The organism is Mycobacterium sp. (assembly GCF_965277065.1).
Lineage (GTDB): Bacteria > Actinomycetota > Actinomycetes > Mycobacteriales > Mycobacteriaceae > Mycobacterium.
The window spans coordinates 1,902,140-1,919,943 of the sequence record NZ_CBDIBT010000019.1 but is presented as its reverse complement, the minus strand read 5'-3'; the positions used below and the strand labels follow the sequence as shown (position 1 = coordinate 1,919,943).

Here is a 17,804-nt window from a genome sequence, read left to right as displayed (position 1 = left end):
TCACCGGGCGGCATGCGTGAGCTGACGAATGTGGCACTGAGATTCACCAACGAGATCATGCCGGACCCCGAGAAGCCGCCGTGGCGGTTCTGCATCGTGGAGGGGTTGATGACCGTGCCCGGCGCGGCGCCCGGCAGCCTTGCACTCATCACGAAATATCACCATGCGCTCGTCGATGGAGTGCTGGCCTTCCAACTGCTGAACGCGCTGCATGATTCTGATCAGCGACCACAAGAAGCGGTGCCTGTCATTGCCGGCTCGGACAAAATTCCCGGTCAAGCCTCGCTCCTCATGAGCGCAGCGGCGCACACGGCGACACGAGGCGTCACTGCTATGCGCGTCGGGAGCCGCGTGTTTCGGAAAATCGCCGCAGCGCAGTTTCGACGTGGCCTGAAAAGGCCGGGATCCGTGACCCGCCCGACCACCCCGTTCAGCGGACCCGTCTCGGCTGCGAGGGTCTTTTCGACCTGGCGATGCACACTTTTCGAGGCGAAAAGCCTCAAACGGCACGTCCCGGAGGCGACGGTCAACGACGTGATGATGACCCTGATCGGGGGTGCGCTACGCCGGTACCTGGCGGGCACGGACGAGTTGCCCCACGAAACGCTTGCAGCGCTGTGCCCGATTTCCTTTCGCGCGGAAGGCGCGAAGGAAGTTGCCGGCAATCACGCCACAATGATGTTGGCGCCCATCGGCACTGACATCGACGATCCCGCACTGCGGTTGGCGATCATCGCCGACGCCACGAAGTCGGCCAAAGCGACAGTGTCGGATCTGGGTCCTCAGACGTTTGCCGAGGTGGCCACGCTGTTACCCGGAGCAATAGGCAGTCCATTGTTGCGGGTGATGCACGTTCTGGCGGGCAAGGTCCCGTTGCCGTTCAGCGGACTGGCCATCAGCAACGTACCCGGCCCGCGCGAGCCCCTATCCGCGGCTGGAGTACGAGTTGCCGACATCTTCGCGATGAGTTTCCTCATCGACGGCATGGGGCTCGTGGTCGGAATCATGAATTATCTGGACGACCTCATTCTCACGGTCACGGCCGACGGTACCGCGATGCCGGATGTCGACATCTTCATCGAATGTATCGATCAGTCATGGAAGGAGCTCAGCGCATTACCGGAATAGCATCGCGGCCCGGCCCAACCAGCGACTAGGCACGACAGCGAGGAACAGTCGGCGGCATCGATGCTGCTTGATGAGGTCAGCGAGACCGACGCCCACATGGTGAGCGAACGGCAGCTCGCGAAACGTTCTGCAGAGCTACGCCCCCGCGGTCGATCAACGTTAGTGTTGACGAACTTTCGACCATGCCGTTCAATGGGTTCAAAGGGGATCCTGTATCGGCGGCGGTATGTCCGCGGGAGAGAAGTGAATCGAGCATGAGCGTGATCGACACAGAGATTGTCGTCGACATCGACAACATCTACGCGGCCTGGCTGGAGCGGTTTGGCGACGCCGTGGAGCGTCGCGCGGTTGGCGAACTGATGCATCTGTTCGACGACGACAGCTACTGGAAGGACGTCCTGGCGTTCACCGGGGGTTACCGCACTTTCGGTGAGAAGCCCGATATCGCCCGGGCGTTCGAGGCCACGCTCGAGGGCACGGGGCCCAAGCGGGTGCGGCAGGCTGACGGGCGGACGGCGCCCCGCCTGGTCCGTCGGTCGGCAAGGTGGGTGATAGAGGCCTACTTCGACTTTGATACCTCGATCGGGGCCGGCACAGGGTTTGTCCGCTTGCTGCACGACGAGGCCGATCCGGCAAATCCCCGCCTCTGGATTCTGCTGACCACGCTGCAGGAATTAGCGGGCCTGGAGGAAGGCGTCGGGCCGCGGCGCCCCAGCGGACTGGAGTACTCGCACACGTTCGCCGGTGATAACTGGGCCGATCAACGCCGCAAGGCGCACGAACGGGCAGGCGACTACCCGGAGGTGCTCGTCGTGGGCGCGGGACAGGCTGGACTGGCATTGGGCGCGCGGCTCTCTCATCTCGGGGTCAAGACGTTGCTTGTGGAGAAGAACGCGGCAGTCGGCGACAATTGGCGCAATCGGTATCACTCATTGACACTGCACAACGAAGTGTGGTCCAACCACCTTCCCTATCTGCCGTTTCCGGACAGCTGGCCTGCGTTCCTGCCGAAAGACAAACTCGCCGGATGGTTGGAGGCGTACGCAGAGTTCATGGAACTCAATGTGTGGACTTCCACGCAGTTTCTCGGGGCCGACTTCGACCCGGCCGCCAAGCGGTGGTCGGCGCGTGTACGCCGCGGCGACGGATCCATCGACGTGATCTGCGCTCAGCACCTGGTCTGGGCCTCTGGTGGCACGAGCGGCGTACCAAATATCCCCACATTGGCCGGATTGGCCGACTTCGCCGGACCTGTCATACATTCGAGCGACTTTTTGGGCGGCAACGAATTCAGCGGCAAGCGAGCATTAGTGATCGGCACCGGCACCAGTGGGCACGACGTGGCGCAGGATCTGCACAGCAATGGTGCCGCGGTGACGATGATGCAGCGCAGTCCAACGTGCGTCGTCAGCTTGGTCCCCGGCGGGACGCTCGTGTATGCGGTCTATTCCGAGGGGCCGCCTGCCGACGATGTGGACCTGGTCACCGCAGCGATCCCGTTTCCGGTGTTGCAGAACAGCTACCAGTACCTGACCAAAAAAACGACGGAGCTGGACCGCGACTTGCTTGACGGACTCAAGGCCCGCGGATTCAAACTCGACACCGGTCCCGATCAGACTGGATTTCATATGCTTTACCTCCGGCGTGGAGGTGGGTACTACATCAACGTGGGCTGCTCGGAGCTCATCGCCGCTGGTGAAATCGCATTGATGCAGCACGAGGAATTCGAGACCTTCGTCCCACGTGGTCTGCAGACCCACGACGGCGGCACCCGCAACTTCGATGTTGTGGTGCTGGCCACCGGCTATCGCGACCAGAAGGAAGGGATCCGCGACGCGCTCGGCGAGACCGTGGCAGAACGAGTCGGGACCGTATGGGGTTTTGACGACAACTACATCATGAGCAACATGTGGCAGCGCACCGGACAGGAGAACTTTTGGCTGGCCGGGGGTTCGTTACTCGATTGCCGTCTGTACTCGCGGTTTTTGGCATTGCTGATCAAGGCAGATCTGGCTCACGTCGCTCTCCCGGAAACTGAGCTGGCGTCCACGAGTTACGACTCAAGCGGGTTGACCAGCATCATCGGCGCACCATAGCCGGCTTAGCTCTCGGCATCGCCGCGGTGCCCGCCTTTTAAGCCGCCCACGATCAGATTGGCCATCTCCACGCCTAGCTGCTCACCGGACAACTGGCCTCCCGGGTGATACCAGCGGTGCGTCCAGTTGATCGCGCCGATCACGTAATTCATGGCGATGTGGCGGTGGCCGATCGCGAATACACCCTCGGACAGACCTTCGTCGATTATGCCGAGGAGCGCGTCTTCGAAGCGGTGTGAGAGCTCGATTATCGTACGGGCCCACACCTCATCCTGAGACGCGGTGTCAATCCGAGTCATATCTTCCTGGATGAAGACAAACATGTACGGATAGTGGTCGCCGTACTTCTTCAATGTGGTGACAATGAGCTGCCGCAGGCGGGTGATCGCGTCGGAGTTCTCCTTGCGTGTTGCCTCGGCCGCGGTCACCACTTCTTCGATCGCGTTGCGGGTCACCAGTTGGAACAGCTCGTTTTTGCTCGCCACGTAGTAGTACAGTGAAGCGCGGTCGGTGCCCATGAGTTCGGCGACATCGCGCAGGCTGGCCGCCTCGTACCCGCGTTCCCTGAACACCTTCGCGCCTGCCGCGATGATTTCGCGACGTCGCTGCGCGTAGCCTTCGCCGCCATCCCTGAGCGCGGCGGTGCGCCGTCGTCCGATTCCACTCTTGGCCATACCGAGGATGCTAACGGGTCCCAGCGCCTAAAGCGCTTGTCAACGCTAGTGTTGACGAAAGCGGTTTCTTCTGCGAAGGTGAAGCCGTGTCTACCCGCGACGCCATTCCGGCCTGTATCGAGGGATATGCGTCGTATGTCGGCCACGCTGACGCCCGTCGCTCGCTGCCCGAGCTCATCTTCGACGTGGTCTCCGATGCACTGCGGGCGGCCGATTGCACGATGAACGACATGGACGGGGTGGTCATCGCCGCTCACGACCTTGTCGACGGCCGGTCGTTGTCCAGCATGATCACCGGACCGGCAGCGGGCGCCTACCTGCGCGATGAAATTCGTGTCTCGGACGATGGCTTGGTCGCGGTGTCGTTGGCGGCGGCCAGGATCCAGGCCGGCGAGGCCGGCAAGGTGATCGTCGCAGCGTGGGGCCGAGCCAGCGAAGGTGATGTGGAGCGGTCGTCGCGCGTCGCGTTTGATCCCGTGACCGAACAGCCGCTCGGACTCTCCGATCGTGCGGTTTCCGCGTTGCGGGCGTCCGCCTATCTGAAGTTGCACGACTGCCCAGCCCGCGAGCGCGCGGCTGTAGAGCGGCGGCGCAGAGCTGAAGCCAGCCAGCGGCTCCTCCGCACAGCCTCGTGCGAGGCGGTTTTTCCGCTTCGGCCGGACGAAGCGGGCGTGCCGTCGGATGCGGTGGCCGCTGTCGTCCTCAGCACAGAAGGCCCCCACGTAATCACCGGCACTGGCCATGGAACCGATCCCGCGCGCATCGGCGACCGTCGGATCGCTCAGTTCGAGGGAGCGCGCAGGGCAATCGCCGACGCGTTGGCCACCGCGGGTCGCACGCCGGCGGAGCTCACGGTCGCCGAACTAGGCGGCTTGACACTATTCGATGATGCTCTGCTGCTGGAAGCCGCCGGCTTGGCCGCACCTGGAGCCGGTCTGGACTGCTACGCCGACAACGCCTGGATCAATCACGTAGGCGGCGCGGCGGCGGGGGACTGCTACCCGTGCCGGGGCCTGCTCCGGGTGGTAGACGCGCTGCGCCACCTGGACGCCCAGTCACACACCCGTCCGGCGGTTGCACTGGTGGCGGCGGGTTCCGCGGTGGCCGACCAGACCGCCGCCGCCGTGATCATTGAGGCGCGATGAGCGGGCCAGTCGGCATCATCGGCGTCGGGCAGACGCCGTACCGCAAAAACAATCCCGATAAGTCGGCTGGCGAGCTGGCCAGAATCGCCATCGTCGAGGCGTTGTCGGACGCAGGCGTCGAACCAGACGCCATCGGCGCCGTGATCGGAGGTGTCGCGCCCGACGCTTTGAGTGGGATTGGCGATATCGACAAAGCCGCCATCGCCATGCCCGGCAAGCCGTACTTGCACGTCAACACCGGAGGCGCGACAGGCTCGTCGGCCCTGTTGGCGGCCAAGACGTGGATCGACGCCGGACGTGCGGACGTTGTGCTGGTGGTCGCGTTGGAGCGGATGGGTCAGGCGGCGACGGCGCAGAGCATCTTCAACACCATCTTCGACCCGATCTACGAGAAGGATTTCGTGCTGACCACGATCACCATGGCCGCGCTGCGGGCGACCATGTTGATGAACCGCGATGGGTTCACCAGCGAGCATTGGGCTGGGATCGCTTCGCGCAACTTCACGCAAGGCACCCGCAATCCTTTGGTAATCGGGGCAAAGGCCCGCAGCGTGGCTGACGTACTGGCATCGCCCGTTTTGGCGTGGCCACTGCACCTATATGAGGCCTGCCCGATATCAGAGGGAGCCTGTGCAGTGGTGGTTGCCCGAGGCGACATTGCGCGCTCACGTAATACCGCCTGGATACATGGCACCGGGGCGTTCAGCGATACCTACTCAATGGGTGACCGAATGCACCGCGCGGAGGGCAGCCTCATCGAGATGGTGCCGCTGCGGCGCGCGGCAGAAGCGGCATATCGCCAGGCTGGAATTACCGACCCGCTCCATCAGCTCAACCTGCTCGAACTGCAGGCCCCCTTCGCCATCATCGAGGCGATGGCCTATCCGGCACTCGGATTATGTGATATCGACGCCAACCGCTCGTTCGTCGAACGGGTCATCAGCGAGGACGCCCCTATCGCGATCAATCCATCCGGCGGCGCTCAAGCGGCCAATCCCGTTTCCGCGACCGCGCTCGTACGCATCGCAGAAGCTGCCCTGCAAGTTCGCGGCCACGCCGGCGATCGTCAGGTGTCCGGTGCCCAGCTCGCCCTCGCCACCGGTCAAGGCGGGGCAACACAGTTCTCGACAGTCTGCATACTCGGAAGTGATGTGCCATGAACCCAGACGACCTGCTAATCCTGCCGGGCAACTGGAACTTCGACTACAACTATTTTGCAGGCGAGACCGCCAGCCGCTTCTTCGCCGAACTGCGCGATCATCAGCAGATCATGGGTCGACGTTGCCCGTCGTGTGAGCGCTTGCTCATTCCGGCACGGTCATACTGCGACGCCTGCTACGTCGAGACGGGGGAGTGGGAGCAGGTTGGTCTCAGCGGCAGCATCGAGGCCTTCGCCATCATTCAAGCGCAGTTTCCCGGCCTGCCGAAACCTCCACTGGCGATCGGGTTCGTCACACTCGATGGGGCCGACTCGGCGATCCTGAATTTCATCCGCGGCATCGACCTGACCGATGTTGATGCCGCCGGAGCGCGCCTATTCAACGAAAAACGTGCGTCAGTCGAATTCTCCGACAACCCGCAAGGGCGCATCACCGACTTTCACTTCGTGCTCGATTGATGACGAACCGGCCCGGACAGTGATGCACGCCGACACAGCACCGAATCTGTCATCAACGTGATTGTCGATCCCGAGAGTCGCCCAGCTAGATTTTCACCCGGCATGCAGCCATCGGGTGACAGCCGTAGCCCATCCCTGCGCCCCACGTCATGAGAAACAGGGCGTGACCTTCGGAAAGTTGGTTATCGATGTTCATCGCGACATGTGTGCTCGGGGTCCTTTTGGCCTTAATGCTGCTGTTTTCCGCTTATGGCAAGCTCACGCACAATCCTCAAGTGATCGACACCGTCGTCGGGGTAGGCTTTCCCCGCCGATTCATCTGGCTGCTTGCAGCGTGTGAGTGCGCCGGCGCGGTAGGCATCCTGGCTGGCCTGTATTGGTGGCCAATCGGCGTCGCCGCGGCGATCGGGGTAGTCACCTACTTCGTGCTTGCCGTCGTTGCGCACCTGCGCGCCAAGCGTTTCGATCTGCTCGGAGCCGGCATGCTCCTGGCACTGGCCATCGCTGTGCTCGTTCTGCGGCTACTAACTAGATAAGGTGTGATCTAAGGCTCAATCGCAGCTGCAGCCAGGTCTGACCTGCGGCGCAGCCGGCTCCTATCCGTGGGGGCGCGTCCGTGAGATCCCGCGAGTGGCGTTGCCGACGATCGATCGATTAGGTTTTGCGGAGCAGTGTCAACAGCGATGTTGACAGACCGGATCCACTTGAAGGATATTGGTCTTATAGCGGTGATCGACCGCACCGCAGATGCTGGCGCGTTGACAATTTCGCCGTCGCGCCGGCGCGTGGTGAGCAGCACGACGAAAACACCCGCCGGCATCCCGGAGCGCCCACACCCAACCTTGCCCACGAACATCACGAAGGAACCATGACAACACCTCACACTCCAACCGCGACCGTCATCGCCGGAGCCGTCTATATCCCGAGTTGCGCTCAACCCGACCGGAAAAGGCAATTACGGGTGTGCGCCGCCGACGAAGACGCCGTCACGATGGCGGTCGAAGCCGGCGCGCGCGCCTTGAAGTGTTGGAGCGCCGATGCTTCCGCGGTGGACGCACTGGTCGTCGCACTGCACCAGAGGACTGCCGAGGCCGGTAGCGCTGTCGACGCGCATGTCGTCCGAGAGGCCCTGGGGCTGACCAACACCGTCCGTGTCGTCTCGATGGCGGGCGCTGACGCACTGAGCGGTCTGGCCGCGTTGCAGGCCGTGCATGATTCGACCACGTTGGTGATTGCCTCCGAGGCGGCTGGGGGTCGGCAATCGGCAGCCGCAGCCGCCCTCATCTGCGTGCCAACGACCAGTGATGCGGGCAACACCGTGCGGGTCAGTGAGGTGGCGCGGGCCTCGGAGTTGACCCACGAGCGATGGACAGGTTCCGACACGTCGGCCAAAGAGCCGGACTATCGCTTCTTGGCGCACCGGTACCAGGAGCTCACTGATCAGATCGTGAGCCAAATCGTCGGGGCCGATCTCGGCCGCGTTTCGCAGCTATGCGTATCAGCACCGTCGTCCATTGACGTCCGCGCGCTGTGGATAGCGCTATGCGGCCAGGATCCGACGTCGCTCCAGCCCCGCGCCGCCGAAGATCGTGGTGTGGCCGGACCACTGACCGCGATCGTGGATTCTGTTCTTCATCGGCCATCAAGTGGTCGTGGTGCGCTTTATGCAGCCGGGTCGGGCCAGTCGGTTGTTGTCGAGCTGACCGTCCCGGCCGGCGTAGAGAGCAATTTCACCTGGTATGAATCGTCGGTGGTGTCCGCGCCGTCGCCGTCGGTGTCGGAGGGGCCGCAATTGTCGTTTCCGTTGGAGTCGCCGTTCTTCGTGCGTAACTGGGCATCAACGCTACGTCTGGAAGCAGCCAGCTGCACCGAGTGTGGTTACGTGGCATTTCCGCCGAGCCAACGCCCGATCTGCCCGAGCTGCCACGCTCGCACCTGGGTGCCCCAGGAGTTGCCGCGCGAGGGGCATGTCTATGCGAGCATGGAAAACTTTTTCCTGCCCGCCGGGTTCTCTAAATCCCTGGTCTTGGTCTTGGGCGAGCTGAGCAACGGATTCAAGTACTGGGCGCCGATGCCTCCCGAGACGCGTCGGGAGGACGTCGAGATCGGCGATCCGGTCAGGCTTGTGCTGCGCTCGATCACTCAGCGCGACGGGGTCACTGCCTACGCGATGAAGTTCCTGCCGAGTGACGCCGACGCCGAGTTAGAAGGCGCTGAATCCGCGACAGCGAGCGCGTAGATGGCCAGAATCAAACGGATGCTCGGAGGGCACGATGGGTAGGAGTGGAAACGTGACGGGTTGGAACAAGGTAGCCATCATCGGCACCGGTATGACCGAGTTTGGCGAATTATTCGACATGAGCCTCGAGCAGCTGGCGGCGGAGGCATTCATCAATGCTGTTGACGACGTCGACAAGGGCATCGCGCCCGATCGCATCGATACGGCCTATTTCGGCAATGTGATGGGATCCCTGCAGGGCAATGAAATCCCCTCGGGAGCAACCCTGGCGAATGCCATCGGGATGCCCGGAATCGCCGCGTCGCGAGTCGAGAACGGGTGCCCCACCGGCAGCGATGCCTTCCGGCAGGCCTGCCTCGCGGTGGGGTCGGGAATCTCCGAGGTCGCGGTGGTGGTCGGCGCCGAGAAGCTTCGAGAGCGCTCGACCAAGAACAGCCTGCTGGAATCGGGACGCATGGGTCACCCCGTGTTGTCTTACGGCGGAACCGCCACGACACTGTTCGCTACCCAGGTGATCCGTCACATGCACGAGTACGGCACCACGGCCGAACAGATGGCGATGGTTGCCGAGAAGAACTGGGCGAACGCCAGCCTGAACCCCAAGGCCCAACGCAATGAACTGATCACGGTGGAACAGGTACTCGCCAGCCCTATGGTGTGCGATCCGTTCCACGTCCTGGACTGCTGCCCGCAGTCCGACGGGGGAGCCGCAATCATCATTTGCCGGGCCGACGTCGCCCACGAGTTCACCGATACGCCCGTCATGGTCGCCGGTCTCGGTCTGGCGTCGGATCCGTTGTATCTGCACGAGAAGCGGATCTTCACCGGCTGGGAGTGCAGTCGTCTCGCCAGTCAGCGAGCCTATGAGATGGCGGGGATTGCGCCTGCAGATCTCGATCTGGCCGAGGTACACGACTGCTTCAGCGGAGTGGAACTGATCAACATCGAAGACCTCGGTCTGTGTGCGCCCGGCACTGCCGGCAAGGCGACTGAGGCAGGCGAAACACGCATCGGGGGCCGTGTCGCGGTCAACCCCAGCGGCGGATTACTGGCCAAGGGACACCCCATTGGCGCCAGCGGTGTGGCGCAACTGTCGGAGCTGTACACCCAGTTGCGTGAGGAAGCCGGCGTCCGGCAGGTCCCCCTGAAACGAGGCTATGGATTACAGCACAACGTCGGCGGTTACAGCGTCGGTATTTCGGCTGTCACGGTCCTGGCGCGCCAGTGAGCGGGATCCTGGTCCGGTCCGGCGAATAACACCGTGCGCGTCGCGAATCGACGACTTAACCTCGATGCGTAGTTAACCAGTCGCGCCGCTAGCCACTGAGGGGCTCTTCGCCCCGGTGCAGGATCTCGTCGGAAACCGAGCCATGCCGGATGCGACCGGCCGACGGGTGGCCTTCGGCGACTTTTCTCGCCTCGTCGATCACGGGACCTGAGCTGTGCAACGCGTGGCAAGCATCGACGATGCTCGGGGCGACGTCGAGTCCCGCTGCGGTCCAGCGGCCATCGGAGCGGGTCTGCTCGGAGTATGGTTCTCGCTCATTCATCTGCAGAAAGAAGACCATGGTGCGCGCTTCGGCGAGCCCCAGCAGCAGCGTCGTGACGTGGGTGCAGCCGGCAGTCGCTCCGAGCATCTCGAGTACTGTCCCACGCCACCGGCTGGTGAGCGACATTCCGACCAGCGCTTGACAACTGGCGAGTACCGCCGGGCACTGTCGGTACGGGTGCGCGTGCGCTTGAACGTCAAGTTCGGCGATGACCAGTTGCGGGCCCTCCAATTGAGCTTCCAAGACGAAGTCGTGAATAACATGACTGCACGAGGAGCCGTCGGAGTCGTCAGCGCCGTAGTCACCGTGCAGTGAGATGTCGTTGAGCCAGGCACAAAGCCGATACAGCTCGGGTCCGACAGCGGTGAGCTGCATCGTTTTGGTGCGCGTCACCGTGGGTGCGTCGGCGGAATCACCGGTGGTGCTCACAGGACGGCGACCGGGGCGACGGGGCTGCCGACGCCACCGACCAAGGGCAGCGGAGCCAGCATGAATAGGAAGGTCGCGCGCTTCGCCGCAGCCAGTTGGCCGAAGTCCATCAGTTCCGAGAAGTACACGCCATGGCCGCGCAGCAGCTTGATATGCAGTGGGACCTGGCAATCGGGGTCGGACGATGGAAAGGACTCGACGCCGACGTTGTCGGCCCCGATCAGGGCCACGTCGCATCCCGCGAGCCACTCGGCGCAATCTCGATCCAGGCCAGGCCACTGTGTTCCGTCGGCGGTTCCATTGGCCGCGGCTTCGAGCCAGCCGGTCCGGATCAGCAGCGCGTCTCCAGGCGCTAGCTCAACGCCGCTGTCGGCCACCATTGTCTGCAGTTCGGCGACGTGGATCGGATCTGTCGGCGACCGGTAGCCGCCGGGCGCGGAGTCGACGAAGACGCCGCGCGTCACGATCGGCGTCATCTTGTCGATTCCAAGTCGGGCTGCGCCGCGGCTGGTCACCCGCTGAGCTGAGTGGCCGTTGTACATCTGCGCGTCCTGCCAGACGTGCGCCAGCGCGTCAACATGGGTGACTCCGTGTGTGGGCAGTGTGATCACGTCATCGGCGAAACCGAAGCCCGCCCGCTCGGGCATGCCTGCGGCGTAGTCGCCACCGTCGCGAATCATGTAGTGCACCGGCGCAGGTCGTCCGACAATGCCGAATCCCCGGCCCCCGCGGATGGGCGCGGCGAGCCCGATCACGGTGCCGTCGCGGACTTCAGCGATACCTCGTCGAACCTGTTCGGCACCGAGTAGGTTCAGCGAACCTCGCTCGTCGTCGGCACCCCATCGACCCCAGCCCTTCATGGTTTCCCATCCTTTCGATACAGGTGTCGAGACCATAAAACCCCCAGCGTTTGCTTGAGTCAACATCGACGTTGACACAACCGGGCCGGAGCGATACGTTGCTGGCGCTCGTCATACGCCGCCGTCGATCAAGGCCGCGCGAGGTGGGGCCGTCGTACGTCCCCCTCAGCCGTCGGATAACGACAATTTCGCAATGGCCTCTTGTGGGCCTGCCGGGCAACGCTGAGTGTCGAGCCCTTGGTCGGAATTAACGTCGGTGCTAATTGATGAGATCAGGGTGCTGATAAGGTCATTTTCGTTTTATCAACATCACTGTTGACAACGGTTGGCTCGGCCCTTTAGTGTTGCGCAGGTCTCAATGAAAGCCGGTGAGCCAAGTGGGTCACAGGGCCGGGGAGAGGATCGAATGACAACGGCGACGTGCGATCAGGGGTCCGGTTCGTTGCGTAGGGCAGACCTCGGCGGAGTGCCTGGGAGAGGTGACACGTGACCTCGCTTTCTAGCGCTGTCAAGCCCGTTCGCGCGATTGGCGACTTTTTCGCGATGTCGCTCGACACCTTTGTGCAAATGTTCAAGCCCCCGTGGGCCTGGCGTGAATTTCTCTTGCAGACATGGTTCGTGGCGCGCGTTTCGATCGTTCCGACTTTGATGCTGACCATTCCGTTCACGGTCCTGATCGTGTTCACACTCAACATCCTGTTGATCGAGTTCGGCGCAGCCGACTTCTCCGGGACCGGCGCAGCGACCGCGGCCATAACTCAAGTGGGCCCAGTGGTGACGGTGCTCGTGATCGCCGGGGCGGGTGCAACAGCGATGTGCGCTGACCTCGGCGCCCGTACCATCCGTGAGGAACTCGACGCGCTGCGCGTGCTCGGCATCAACCCGGTGCAGGCGCTGGTGGTGCCAAGAGTGTTAGCCGCGACGTTGGTGGCCACCGTGCTGGTATCCCTGGTGTCGATTGTTGGCCTCGCGGGCTCGTTCTTCTTCTCGGTGTTCGCCCAGCACGTAACACCCGGTGCTTTCGCTAGCGGTTTGACGCTGTTGACCGGCCTGGCCGATGTGATCACGGGCATCATCAAGGGGGCGCTATTCGGAATGTCGGCAGCGTTGATCGCCTGCTATAAGGGGATGTCGGTGGGTGGCGGTCCGCAGGGTGTCGGTAACGCGGTCAACGAGACCGTTGTCTACTCGTTCATGGCGCTATTCGTGATCAACATCGTCGCGACGGCAGTCTTCTACGTGGGGCCGAAGTGAGCGCGACAACCGTTCTGGGTCAGCGGTTTCCGCGGCTTCGCCGCTCGACCCGTAGCGGTATCGACAGCTGGAACCGAGTCGGTAACCAGATGGCATTCTATGTCCAGACCCTGGCCGAGATCCGAGTCGCTTTTGCCCGCTACAAGGAGGAAATTCTTCGACTGATCGCTGGTATGAGCCTGGGAGTGGGTGCGTTGGCGGTAATTGGCGGCACAGTCGTCATTGTTGGCTTTTTAACGCTATCTACCGGCGCGATCATCGCCGTGCAGGGCTACAACCAGCTGTCCGGCATTGGTGTGGAGGCGTTGACGGGATTTCTCGCCGCGTACGTGAACGTGCGTATCACCGCACCCGCTACGGCGGGCATTGCGCTGGCCGCAACGATCGGGGCTGGTGCCACCGCACAGTTGGGTGCCATGCGGATCTCCGAGGAGATCGACGCACTCGAGGTAATGGGCATTCGATCGGTCGCCTACCTTGCGTCGACCCGGCTTGTGTCTGGGGTCATCGTCGTTATCCCGCTGTACTGTATCGCGATACTGATGACGTTCGTGTCGGCTCGGCTCAGTACGACGGCGATCTACGGCCAGTCCACGGGCGTTTACGACCACTATTTCAACACGTTCCTCAGCCCGACCGACATACTCTGGTCCTTCTTCACTGCGATCGTCTTGGCCGTCGTGATCATGCTCGTGCACACCTACTACGGGTACAACGCCTCGGGTGGGCCGGCCGGTGTCGGCGAGGCCGTGGGGCGTGCTGTTCGCGCGTCACTGATTGTCGGATCCATGGCGGTGTTGATCGTTGCACTGGCCGTTTACGGGCAGTCCGGCAACTTCAATCTGTCGGGCTGACCCATGGCCGCCAGAGTTTCAGGACAACATCGCATCCAACCCGCCTGGTGGACAGTGATGCTCATCGCCGTCATCGGGACCATCCTCGCCACGACGAGTGCGTTGTTCACGGGTGCGCTGAAATCCCCCGTCAAGGTCACATTGCTCTCCGATCGTGCCGGCCTGGTCATGGAGCCCGGCAGCAAGGTCAAGCTGAACGGCGTTCAGGTCGGTCGGGTGGCCTTGATTACCGGTGGGAACGCGCCAGTCAGGTTAACTCTCGACATTGAACCCGACCAACTCCCCTATATTCCAGCCAATGTGCGGGCACAAATCCGCGCGACCACGGCCTTCGGCGCGAAATACGTCGACCTGATCTTTCCCAGCGATCCCAGCCCACAACGGTTGTCCGCCGGAGCGGTCATCAGGTCTCAGAACGTGAGCACCGAGGTCAATACGGTCTTTCAAAATCTCACCGGAGTTCTGCATCAGATCGACCCGGTCAAACTCAACGGCACTCTCTCAGCACTATCCGACGGGCTGCGCGGGCAGGGGGACCTCATCGGTCATGGAATCACCGACGCCAATCAAGTTCTCACCGCGCTCAACGGACGCAGCGACACGATCCGCTCGGATTGGCGGGCGATCAAGGGATTCAGCGACACCTACAGCGCGGCGGCGCACAACATCTTGACCGTACTTGATGCGGCGAGCACGACGAGCGCGACGATCACCGCGAACCAGAAGACACTGGACGCGCTGTTGCTGAGCACGATCGGCTTCTCGCGTAGCGGAATTGCGCTTTTGGGCCCGAACAAGGACAACCTGGTCAGAGCAATCAACACCACCCAGCCCACGACGGGCCTGTTGATGAAGTACAACCCGGAACTGACCTGCATGCTTGTCGGAGGCAAGAACGCCCTCGACATGGGTTGGACAAAGGTGGCAGGGGACGCCGACGGCACTTCGTCGATCCTGGACGTGGCGCTGCTGCTCGGCGACGACCCCTACAGATACCCGGAAAACCTGCCGATCGTTGGCGCCAAGGGCGGCCCCGGCGGCAAGCCGGGCTGTGGATCGCTGCCCGACGCGACCAAGAATTGGCCAGTCCGTTACCTGGTGACCAACACCGGATGGGGCACCGGCCTGGACGTGCGGCCCAACCCCGGCATCGGGTTCCCCGGCTACGCGAACTACTTACCCACCACGCGCGGGACACCCGAGGCCCCGAGCATCCGCCACCCCGGCCCTCCGGCGCCTGGTCCGGTGCCCGGAACGGATGGATACAACAGCCCGGCACCGTACGGCGCGCCGTTGTATGCGCCGGATGGCACACCGCTGTTCCCGGGTCTGCCACCGGCGCCGCCGCCGGGAGCACCTCGCGACCCGGGTCCCACGCCCGGATCAGAACCTTTCGTCGCGCCGCACCCGGCCCAGCTGCAACCGACTTATGCGTTCCAGCCGCCGCCCCTGCCCCCGCCGGTAGCGCCGTGACCGTGATCTCCGATCAAGCCCAATCAGCCAGCAAAGGAGGCGACTCATAAGGGACAACCTGGGGGGCGCCATCTGGCGTCTCACCATATTCATGCTCGTGTGCGCGCTTGGGACATTTGCTGTGCTCGCGATCTTTGCCCAGCTGCGCTTCCAGCCAGAGAACACCTACAGCGCCGAGTTCAGCAACGTCTCGGGACTCAAGAACGGCAACTTCGTCCGTATTGCCGGGGTCGAGGTCGGCAAGATCAAACGAGTCTCGATTCAGCCGGACGCGACCGTGCGGGTCGAGTTCACTGCCGACGACTCGGTCGTGCTCACTGACGGCACCAAAGTCGTCATCCGCTACAACGATCTGATCGGCGGACGCTACGTTGCTCTCGAACAGGGAGCCGGGGGCAAGAGGCTTGCGCCGGGTGCAACGATTCCCGTTGCCCGCACCTCACCGGCGCTGGACCTGGACGCGCTGATCGGTGGCTTCCGACCGTTGTTTCGCGCACTGGATCCCATTCAGGTCAACGCACTGTCGGGCCAGTTGATCGCGGCTCTTCAGGGCGAAGGCCCGAGCATCAGCGCATTCTTCGAGCACACCGCCGCATTGACGAACACCCTGGCCGACCGCGATCAATTGATCGGTCAGGTGATCGGAAACCTCAACGTCGTGCTGGGCTCGCTCGGCGACCAGGATAAGCAGTTCGCCAAAGCCGTCGACTCGCTGAGCCAGCTGGTGGGCACCTTGGCCGGACGAAAGCAGGACATCACTAACGCGGTGGCCTATGCCAATGCCGCCTCGGGAACTTTCGCCGATCTACTCTCGCAGGCACGTCCGGCAGTGACAAAGGTGGTGCACGAAACGGACCGTACTGCGGCCACGGTGCTAGCCGACAAAGACTACTTCGACAACCTGCTCGCCACCCTGCCCGACGCGTATCAGGTCCTCGGCAGGCAAGCCGTCTACGGAGACTTCTTCGCCTTCTATTTGTGCAACTTAGTTCTCAAGGTCAACGGCAAGGGCGGTCAGCCAGTGTTCATCAAGGTGGCCGGGCAATCTACCGGAAGGTGCACGCCGCGATGAAGTCCTTCCAGGAACGCAACACGCTCGTGATCGGACTCATCGGTATTCTCGCGGTAGCCGTCCTGCTGGTCACCGCTCTCAACTACACGAGACTGCCTTTCGTGAACCGGGACAAGGCCTATCAGGCGTACTTCGCCGAACTAGGCGGATTGCGGACTGGTTCGCCCGTGGAGGTGTCAGGTTTTGAGGTCGGGGCTGTAGCCGACGTCAAATTAGAACGTGGACAAGTGCTGGTGAAGTTCACGGTCGCGGATAACGTCCGGCTTGGCGAGCGCACCGAGGCCGCCATCAAGACCAAGAGTCTGCTCGGGGCGAAGATCCTCGACATCAGCCCGCGCGGCAACGGTACCCAGACCGGGCCGATCCCGATTGAGCGAACGACGTCGCCGTATCAGCTGCCCGACGCCCTCGGTGATCTCTCGGCCACCATCAGCGGACTCAACACCAACCAGCTGTCCGACTCGCTCTCGACACTGGCCAACACGTTCAAGGACACCCCACCGGACCTGAAGGTCGCCGTCGAAGGCGTCGCACGCTTCTCCCAGACGCTGGATGCGCGCGACGCCGAACTCCGGAAGCTATTGAGCAACGCCAAAAAGGCGACCGGCGTGCTGTCCCAGCGCAGCGACGAGGTGGTGACCCTAATCGCCGACACCGACGCCCTGCTGCTCCAGTTGCGAAGCCAGAGCACGGCCCTCGGGCAGATCTCCAACAACGTCTCGGCGGTCACCCGGCAACTGAAAGGGTTCATCGACGAAAACAAGCAGACCTTGAGGCCCGCGCTGGACAAGCTCAACGGCGTGCTGACGATTGTCGACAACCGCAAAGAGGCAGTACAGCAGGCCATCAAAGGCGTCAACATCTACGCGATGTCGCTGGGCGAGTCGGTGTCCTCCGGCCCATTCTTCAAGGCGTACCTTGCCAACCTACTGCCGGGCCAGTTCGTGCAGCCCTTTGTCGATGCCGCGTTCTCCGACTTGGGCCTGGATCCCCACGTGCTGCTGCCTTCGGATCGCTCCGACCCTCAGATCGGCCAGCCCGGCACACCGCCCCTGCCGTTGCCCTACCCGCGCACGGGTCAGGGCGGGCCACCCAAACGGACGCTGCCCGACGCCATCACCGGCAACCCGGGCGACCAGCCGTGCAGTGTGCCGGGCAGGCCCGGCGCCCCTGGCTGCTATCCCTACCGCGAACCGCTGCCGGCACCCCCGCCTGGTGGCCCCCCGCCCGGACCGCCCGCTCCGATTCCGCCGGAACTGCGAGGCTCTACTCCGCAACAGACCCCCAGAGGAATCTTAGTGCCGGCACCAAACGAGGTCCCTGCGACTCAAACGGCTCCCAACCAGGCAGGACGGTGACCAGGATGACCGACGTTGAGAACCGCAGTCGAGCCGTTCTGGCGGCAGGTACCC

Annotated in this window: 16 protein-coding genes; 13 read left to right on the top strand and 3 right to left on the bottom strand. The window is 63.1% G+C overall.

Annotated features, from left to right (window positions below; all coding sequences use genetic code 11):
- A partial coding sequence (locus ACQY5A_RS26590; RefSeq protein WP_428343203.1) for a WS/DGAT domain-containing protein occupies positions 1–1,128 on the top strand: 1,128 nt, incomplete at its 5' end.
- A 254-nt stretch (positions 1,129–1,382) separates the two neighbouring features.
- Entirely contained in the window at positions 1,383–3,224 is a 1,842-nt protein-coding gene (locus tag ACQY5A_RS26585) for a flavin-containing monooxygenase (RefSeq protein WP_428343202.1), read from the top strand.
- Between the two features lie 5 nt (positions 3,225–3,229).
- Here ACQY5A_RS26585 and ACQY5A_RS26580 read toward each other — a convergent pair whose 3' ends face one another.
- Positions 3,230–3,898, bottom strand: coding sequence for a TetR/AcrR family transcriptional regulator (locus tag ACQY5A_RS26580; protein WP_428343201.1), 669 nt, complete (start codon positions 3,896–3,898; stop codon positions 3,230–3,232).
- An 86-nt stretch (positions 3,899–3,984) separates the two neighbouring features.
- Between ACQY5A_RS26580 and ACQY5A_RS26575 the strand changes: the two genes are divergently transcribed.
- The 6 genes from ACQY5A_RS26575 to ACQY5A_RS26550 all read left to right on the top strand — a co-directional run bounded on the left by ACQY5A_RS26575 (position 3,985) and on the right by ACQY5A_RS26550 (position 10,128).
- The gene (locus ACQY5A_RS26575) at positions 3,985–5,043 is read left to right on the top strand and encodes a hypothetical protein (RefSeq protein WP_428343200.1); all 1,059 of its coding nucleotides are present in this window, start codon (positions 3,985–3,987) and stop codon (positions 5,041–5,043) included.
- Complete coding sequence (locus ACQY5A_RS26570) at positions 5,040–6,203, top strand: thiolase family protein (RefSeq protein WP_428343199.1); 1,164 nt, start codon at positions 5,040–5,042, stop codon at positions 6,201–6,203. Before ACQY5A_RS26575 ends, ACQY5A_RS26570 begins: the two co-directional genes overlap by 4 nt.
- Positions 6,200–6,661: a Zn-ribbon domain-containing OB-fold protein gene (locus ACQY5A_RS26565; protein ID WP_428343198.1), complete on the top strand. Its 462-nt coding sequence runs from the start codon at positions 6,200–6,202 to the stop codon at positions 6,659–6,661. Before ACQY5A_RS26570 ends, ACQY5A_RS26565 begins: the two co-directional genes overlap by 4 nt.
- A gap of 188 nt (positions 6,662–6,849) precedes the next feature.
- The gene (locus ACQY5A_RS26560; protein ID WP_428343197.1) at positions 6,850–7,197 is read left to right on the top strand and encodes a DoxX family protein; all 348 of its coding nucleotides are present in this window, start codon (positions 6,850–6,852) and stop codon (positions 7,195–7,197) included.
- Positions 7,198–7,529: 332 nt separating this feature from the next.
- The gene (locus ACQY5A_RS26555) at positions 7,530–8,900 is read left to right on the top strand and encodes a hypothetical protein (protein ID WP_428343196.1); all 1,371 of its coding nucleotides are present in this window, start codon (positions 7,530–7,532) and stop codon (positions 8,898–8,900) included.
- Between the two features lie 52 nt (positions 8,901–8,952).
- Entirely contained in the window at positions 8,953–10,128 is a 1,176-nt protein-coding gene (locus ACQY5A_RS26550; RefSeq protein WP_428343195.1) for a thiolase family protein, read from the top strand.
- 88 nt (positions 10,129–10,216) lie between these two features.
- Here the strand turns inward: ACQY5A_RS26550 and ACQY5A_RS26545 are convergent, their stop codons facing one another.
- Together ACQY5A_RS26545 and ACQY5A_RS26540 are read right to left on the bottom strand one after the other, a co-directional pair.
- Positions 10,217–10,843, bottom strand: a complete 627-nt coding sequence (locus ACQY5A_RS26545; protein ID WP_428343194.1) for a DUF2889 domain-containing protein — start codon at positions 10,841–10,843, stop codon at positions 10,217–10,219.
- 32 nt (positions 10,844–10,875) lie between these two features.
- Positions 10,876–11,739, bottom strand: a complete 864-nt coding sequence (locus ACQY5A_RS26540; protein ID WP_428343193.1) for a cyclase family protein — start codon at positions 11,737–11,739, stop codon at positions 10,876–10,878.
- Between the two features lie 543 nt (positions 11,740–12,282).
- Here ACQY5A_RS26540 and ACQY5A_RS26535 point away from each other — a divergent pair.
- The 5 genes from ACQY5A_RS26535 to ACQY5A_RS26515 all read left to right on the top strand — a co-directional run bounded on the left by ACQY5A_RS26535 (position 12,283) and on the right by ACQY5A_RS26515 (position 17,750).
- Positions 12,283–12,993: an MlaE family ABC transporter permease gene (locus ACQY5A_RS26535; protein WP_428343354.1), complete on the top strand. Its 711-nt coding sequence runs from the start codon at positions 12,283–12,285 to the stop codon at positions 12,991–12,993.
- Positions 12,994–13,082: 89 nt separating this feature from the next.
- On the top strand, positions 13,083–13,847 hold the full coding sequence (locus tag ACQY5A_RS26530) for an ABC transporter permease (protein WP_428343192.1): 765 nt from the start codon (positions 13,083–13,085) through the stop codon (positions 13,845–13,847).
- A 57-nt stretch (positions 13,848–13,904) separates the two neighbouring features.
- Entirely contained in the window at positions 13,905–15,320 is a 1,416-nt protein-coding gene (locus ACQY5A_RS26525) for an MCE family protein (protein WP_428339039.1), read from the top strand.
- A gap of 46 nt (positions 15,321–15,366) precedes the next feature.
- Complete coding sequence (locus ACQY5A_RS26520; protein WP_428339120.1) at positions 15,367–16,392, top strand: MCE family protein; 1,026 nt, start codon at positions 15,367–15,369, stop codon at positions 16,390–16,392.
- Entirely contained in the window at positions 16,389–17,750 is a 1,362-nt protein-coding gene (locus ACQY5A_RS26515) for an MCE family protein (RefSeq protein WP_428343191.1), read from the top strand. Before ACQY5A_RS26520 ends, ACQY5A_RS26515 begins: the two co-directional genes overlap by 4 nt.
- Positions 17,751–17,804 lie beyond the last annotated feature (54 nt).

Coding starts and splice junctions, on each gene's coding strand:
- ACQY5A_RS26585 (WP_428343202.1), top strand. CDS start 1,383: ATGAGCGTGATCGACACAGAGATTGTCGTCGACATCGACAACATCTAC.
- ACQY5A_RS26580 (WP_428343201.1), bottom strand. CDS start 3,898: ATGGCCAAGAGTGGAATCGGACGACGGCGCACCGCCGCGCTCAGGGAT.
- ACQY5A_RS26570 (WP_428343199.1), top strand. CDS start 5,040: ATGAGCGGGCCAGTCGGCATCATCGGCGTCGGGCAGACGCCGTACCGC.
- ACQY5A_RS26565 (WP_428343198.1), top strand. CDS start 6,200: ATGAACCCAGACGACCTGCTAATCCTGCCGGGCAACTGGAACTTCGAC.
- ACQY5A_RS26560 (WP_428343197.1), top strand. CDS start 6,850: ATGTTCATCGCGACATGTGTGCTCGGGGTCCTTTTGGCCTTAATGCTG.
- ACQY5A_RS26555 (WP_428343196.1), top strand. CDS start 7,530: ATGACAACACCTCACACTCCAACCGCGACCGTCATCGCCGGAGCCGTC.
- ACQY5A_RS26540 (WP_428343193.1), bottom strand. CDS start 11,739: ATGAAGGGCTGGGGTCGATGGGGTGCCGACGACGAGCGAGGTTCGCTG.
- ACQY5A_RS26535 (WP_428343354.1), top strand. CDS start 12,283: ATGTCGCTCGACACCTTTGTGCAAATGTTCAAGCCCCCGTGGGCCTGG.
- ACQY5A_RS26530 (WP_428343192.1), top strand. CDS start 13,083: ATGGCATTCTATGTCCAGACCCTGGCCGAGATCCGAGTCGCTTTTGCC.
- ACQY5A_RS26525 (WP_428339039.1), top strand. CDS start 13,905: ATGCTCATCGCCGTCATCGGGACCATCCTCGCCACGACGAGTGCGTTG.
- ACQY5A_RS26515 (WP_428343191.1), top strand. CDS start 16,389: ATGAAGTCCTTCCAGGAACGCAACACGCTCGTGATCGGACTCATCGGT.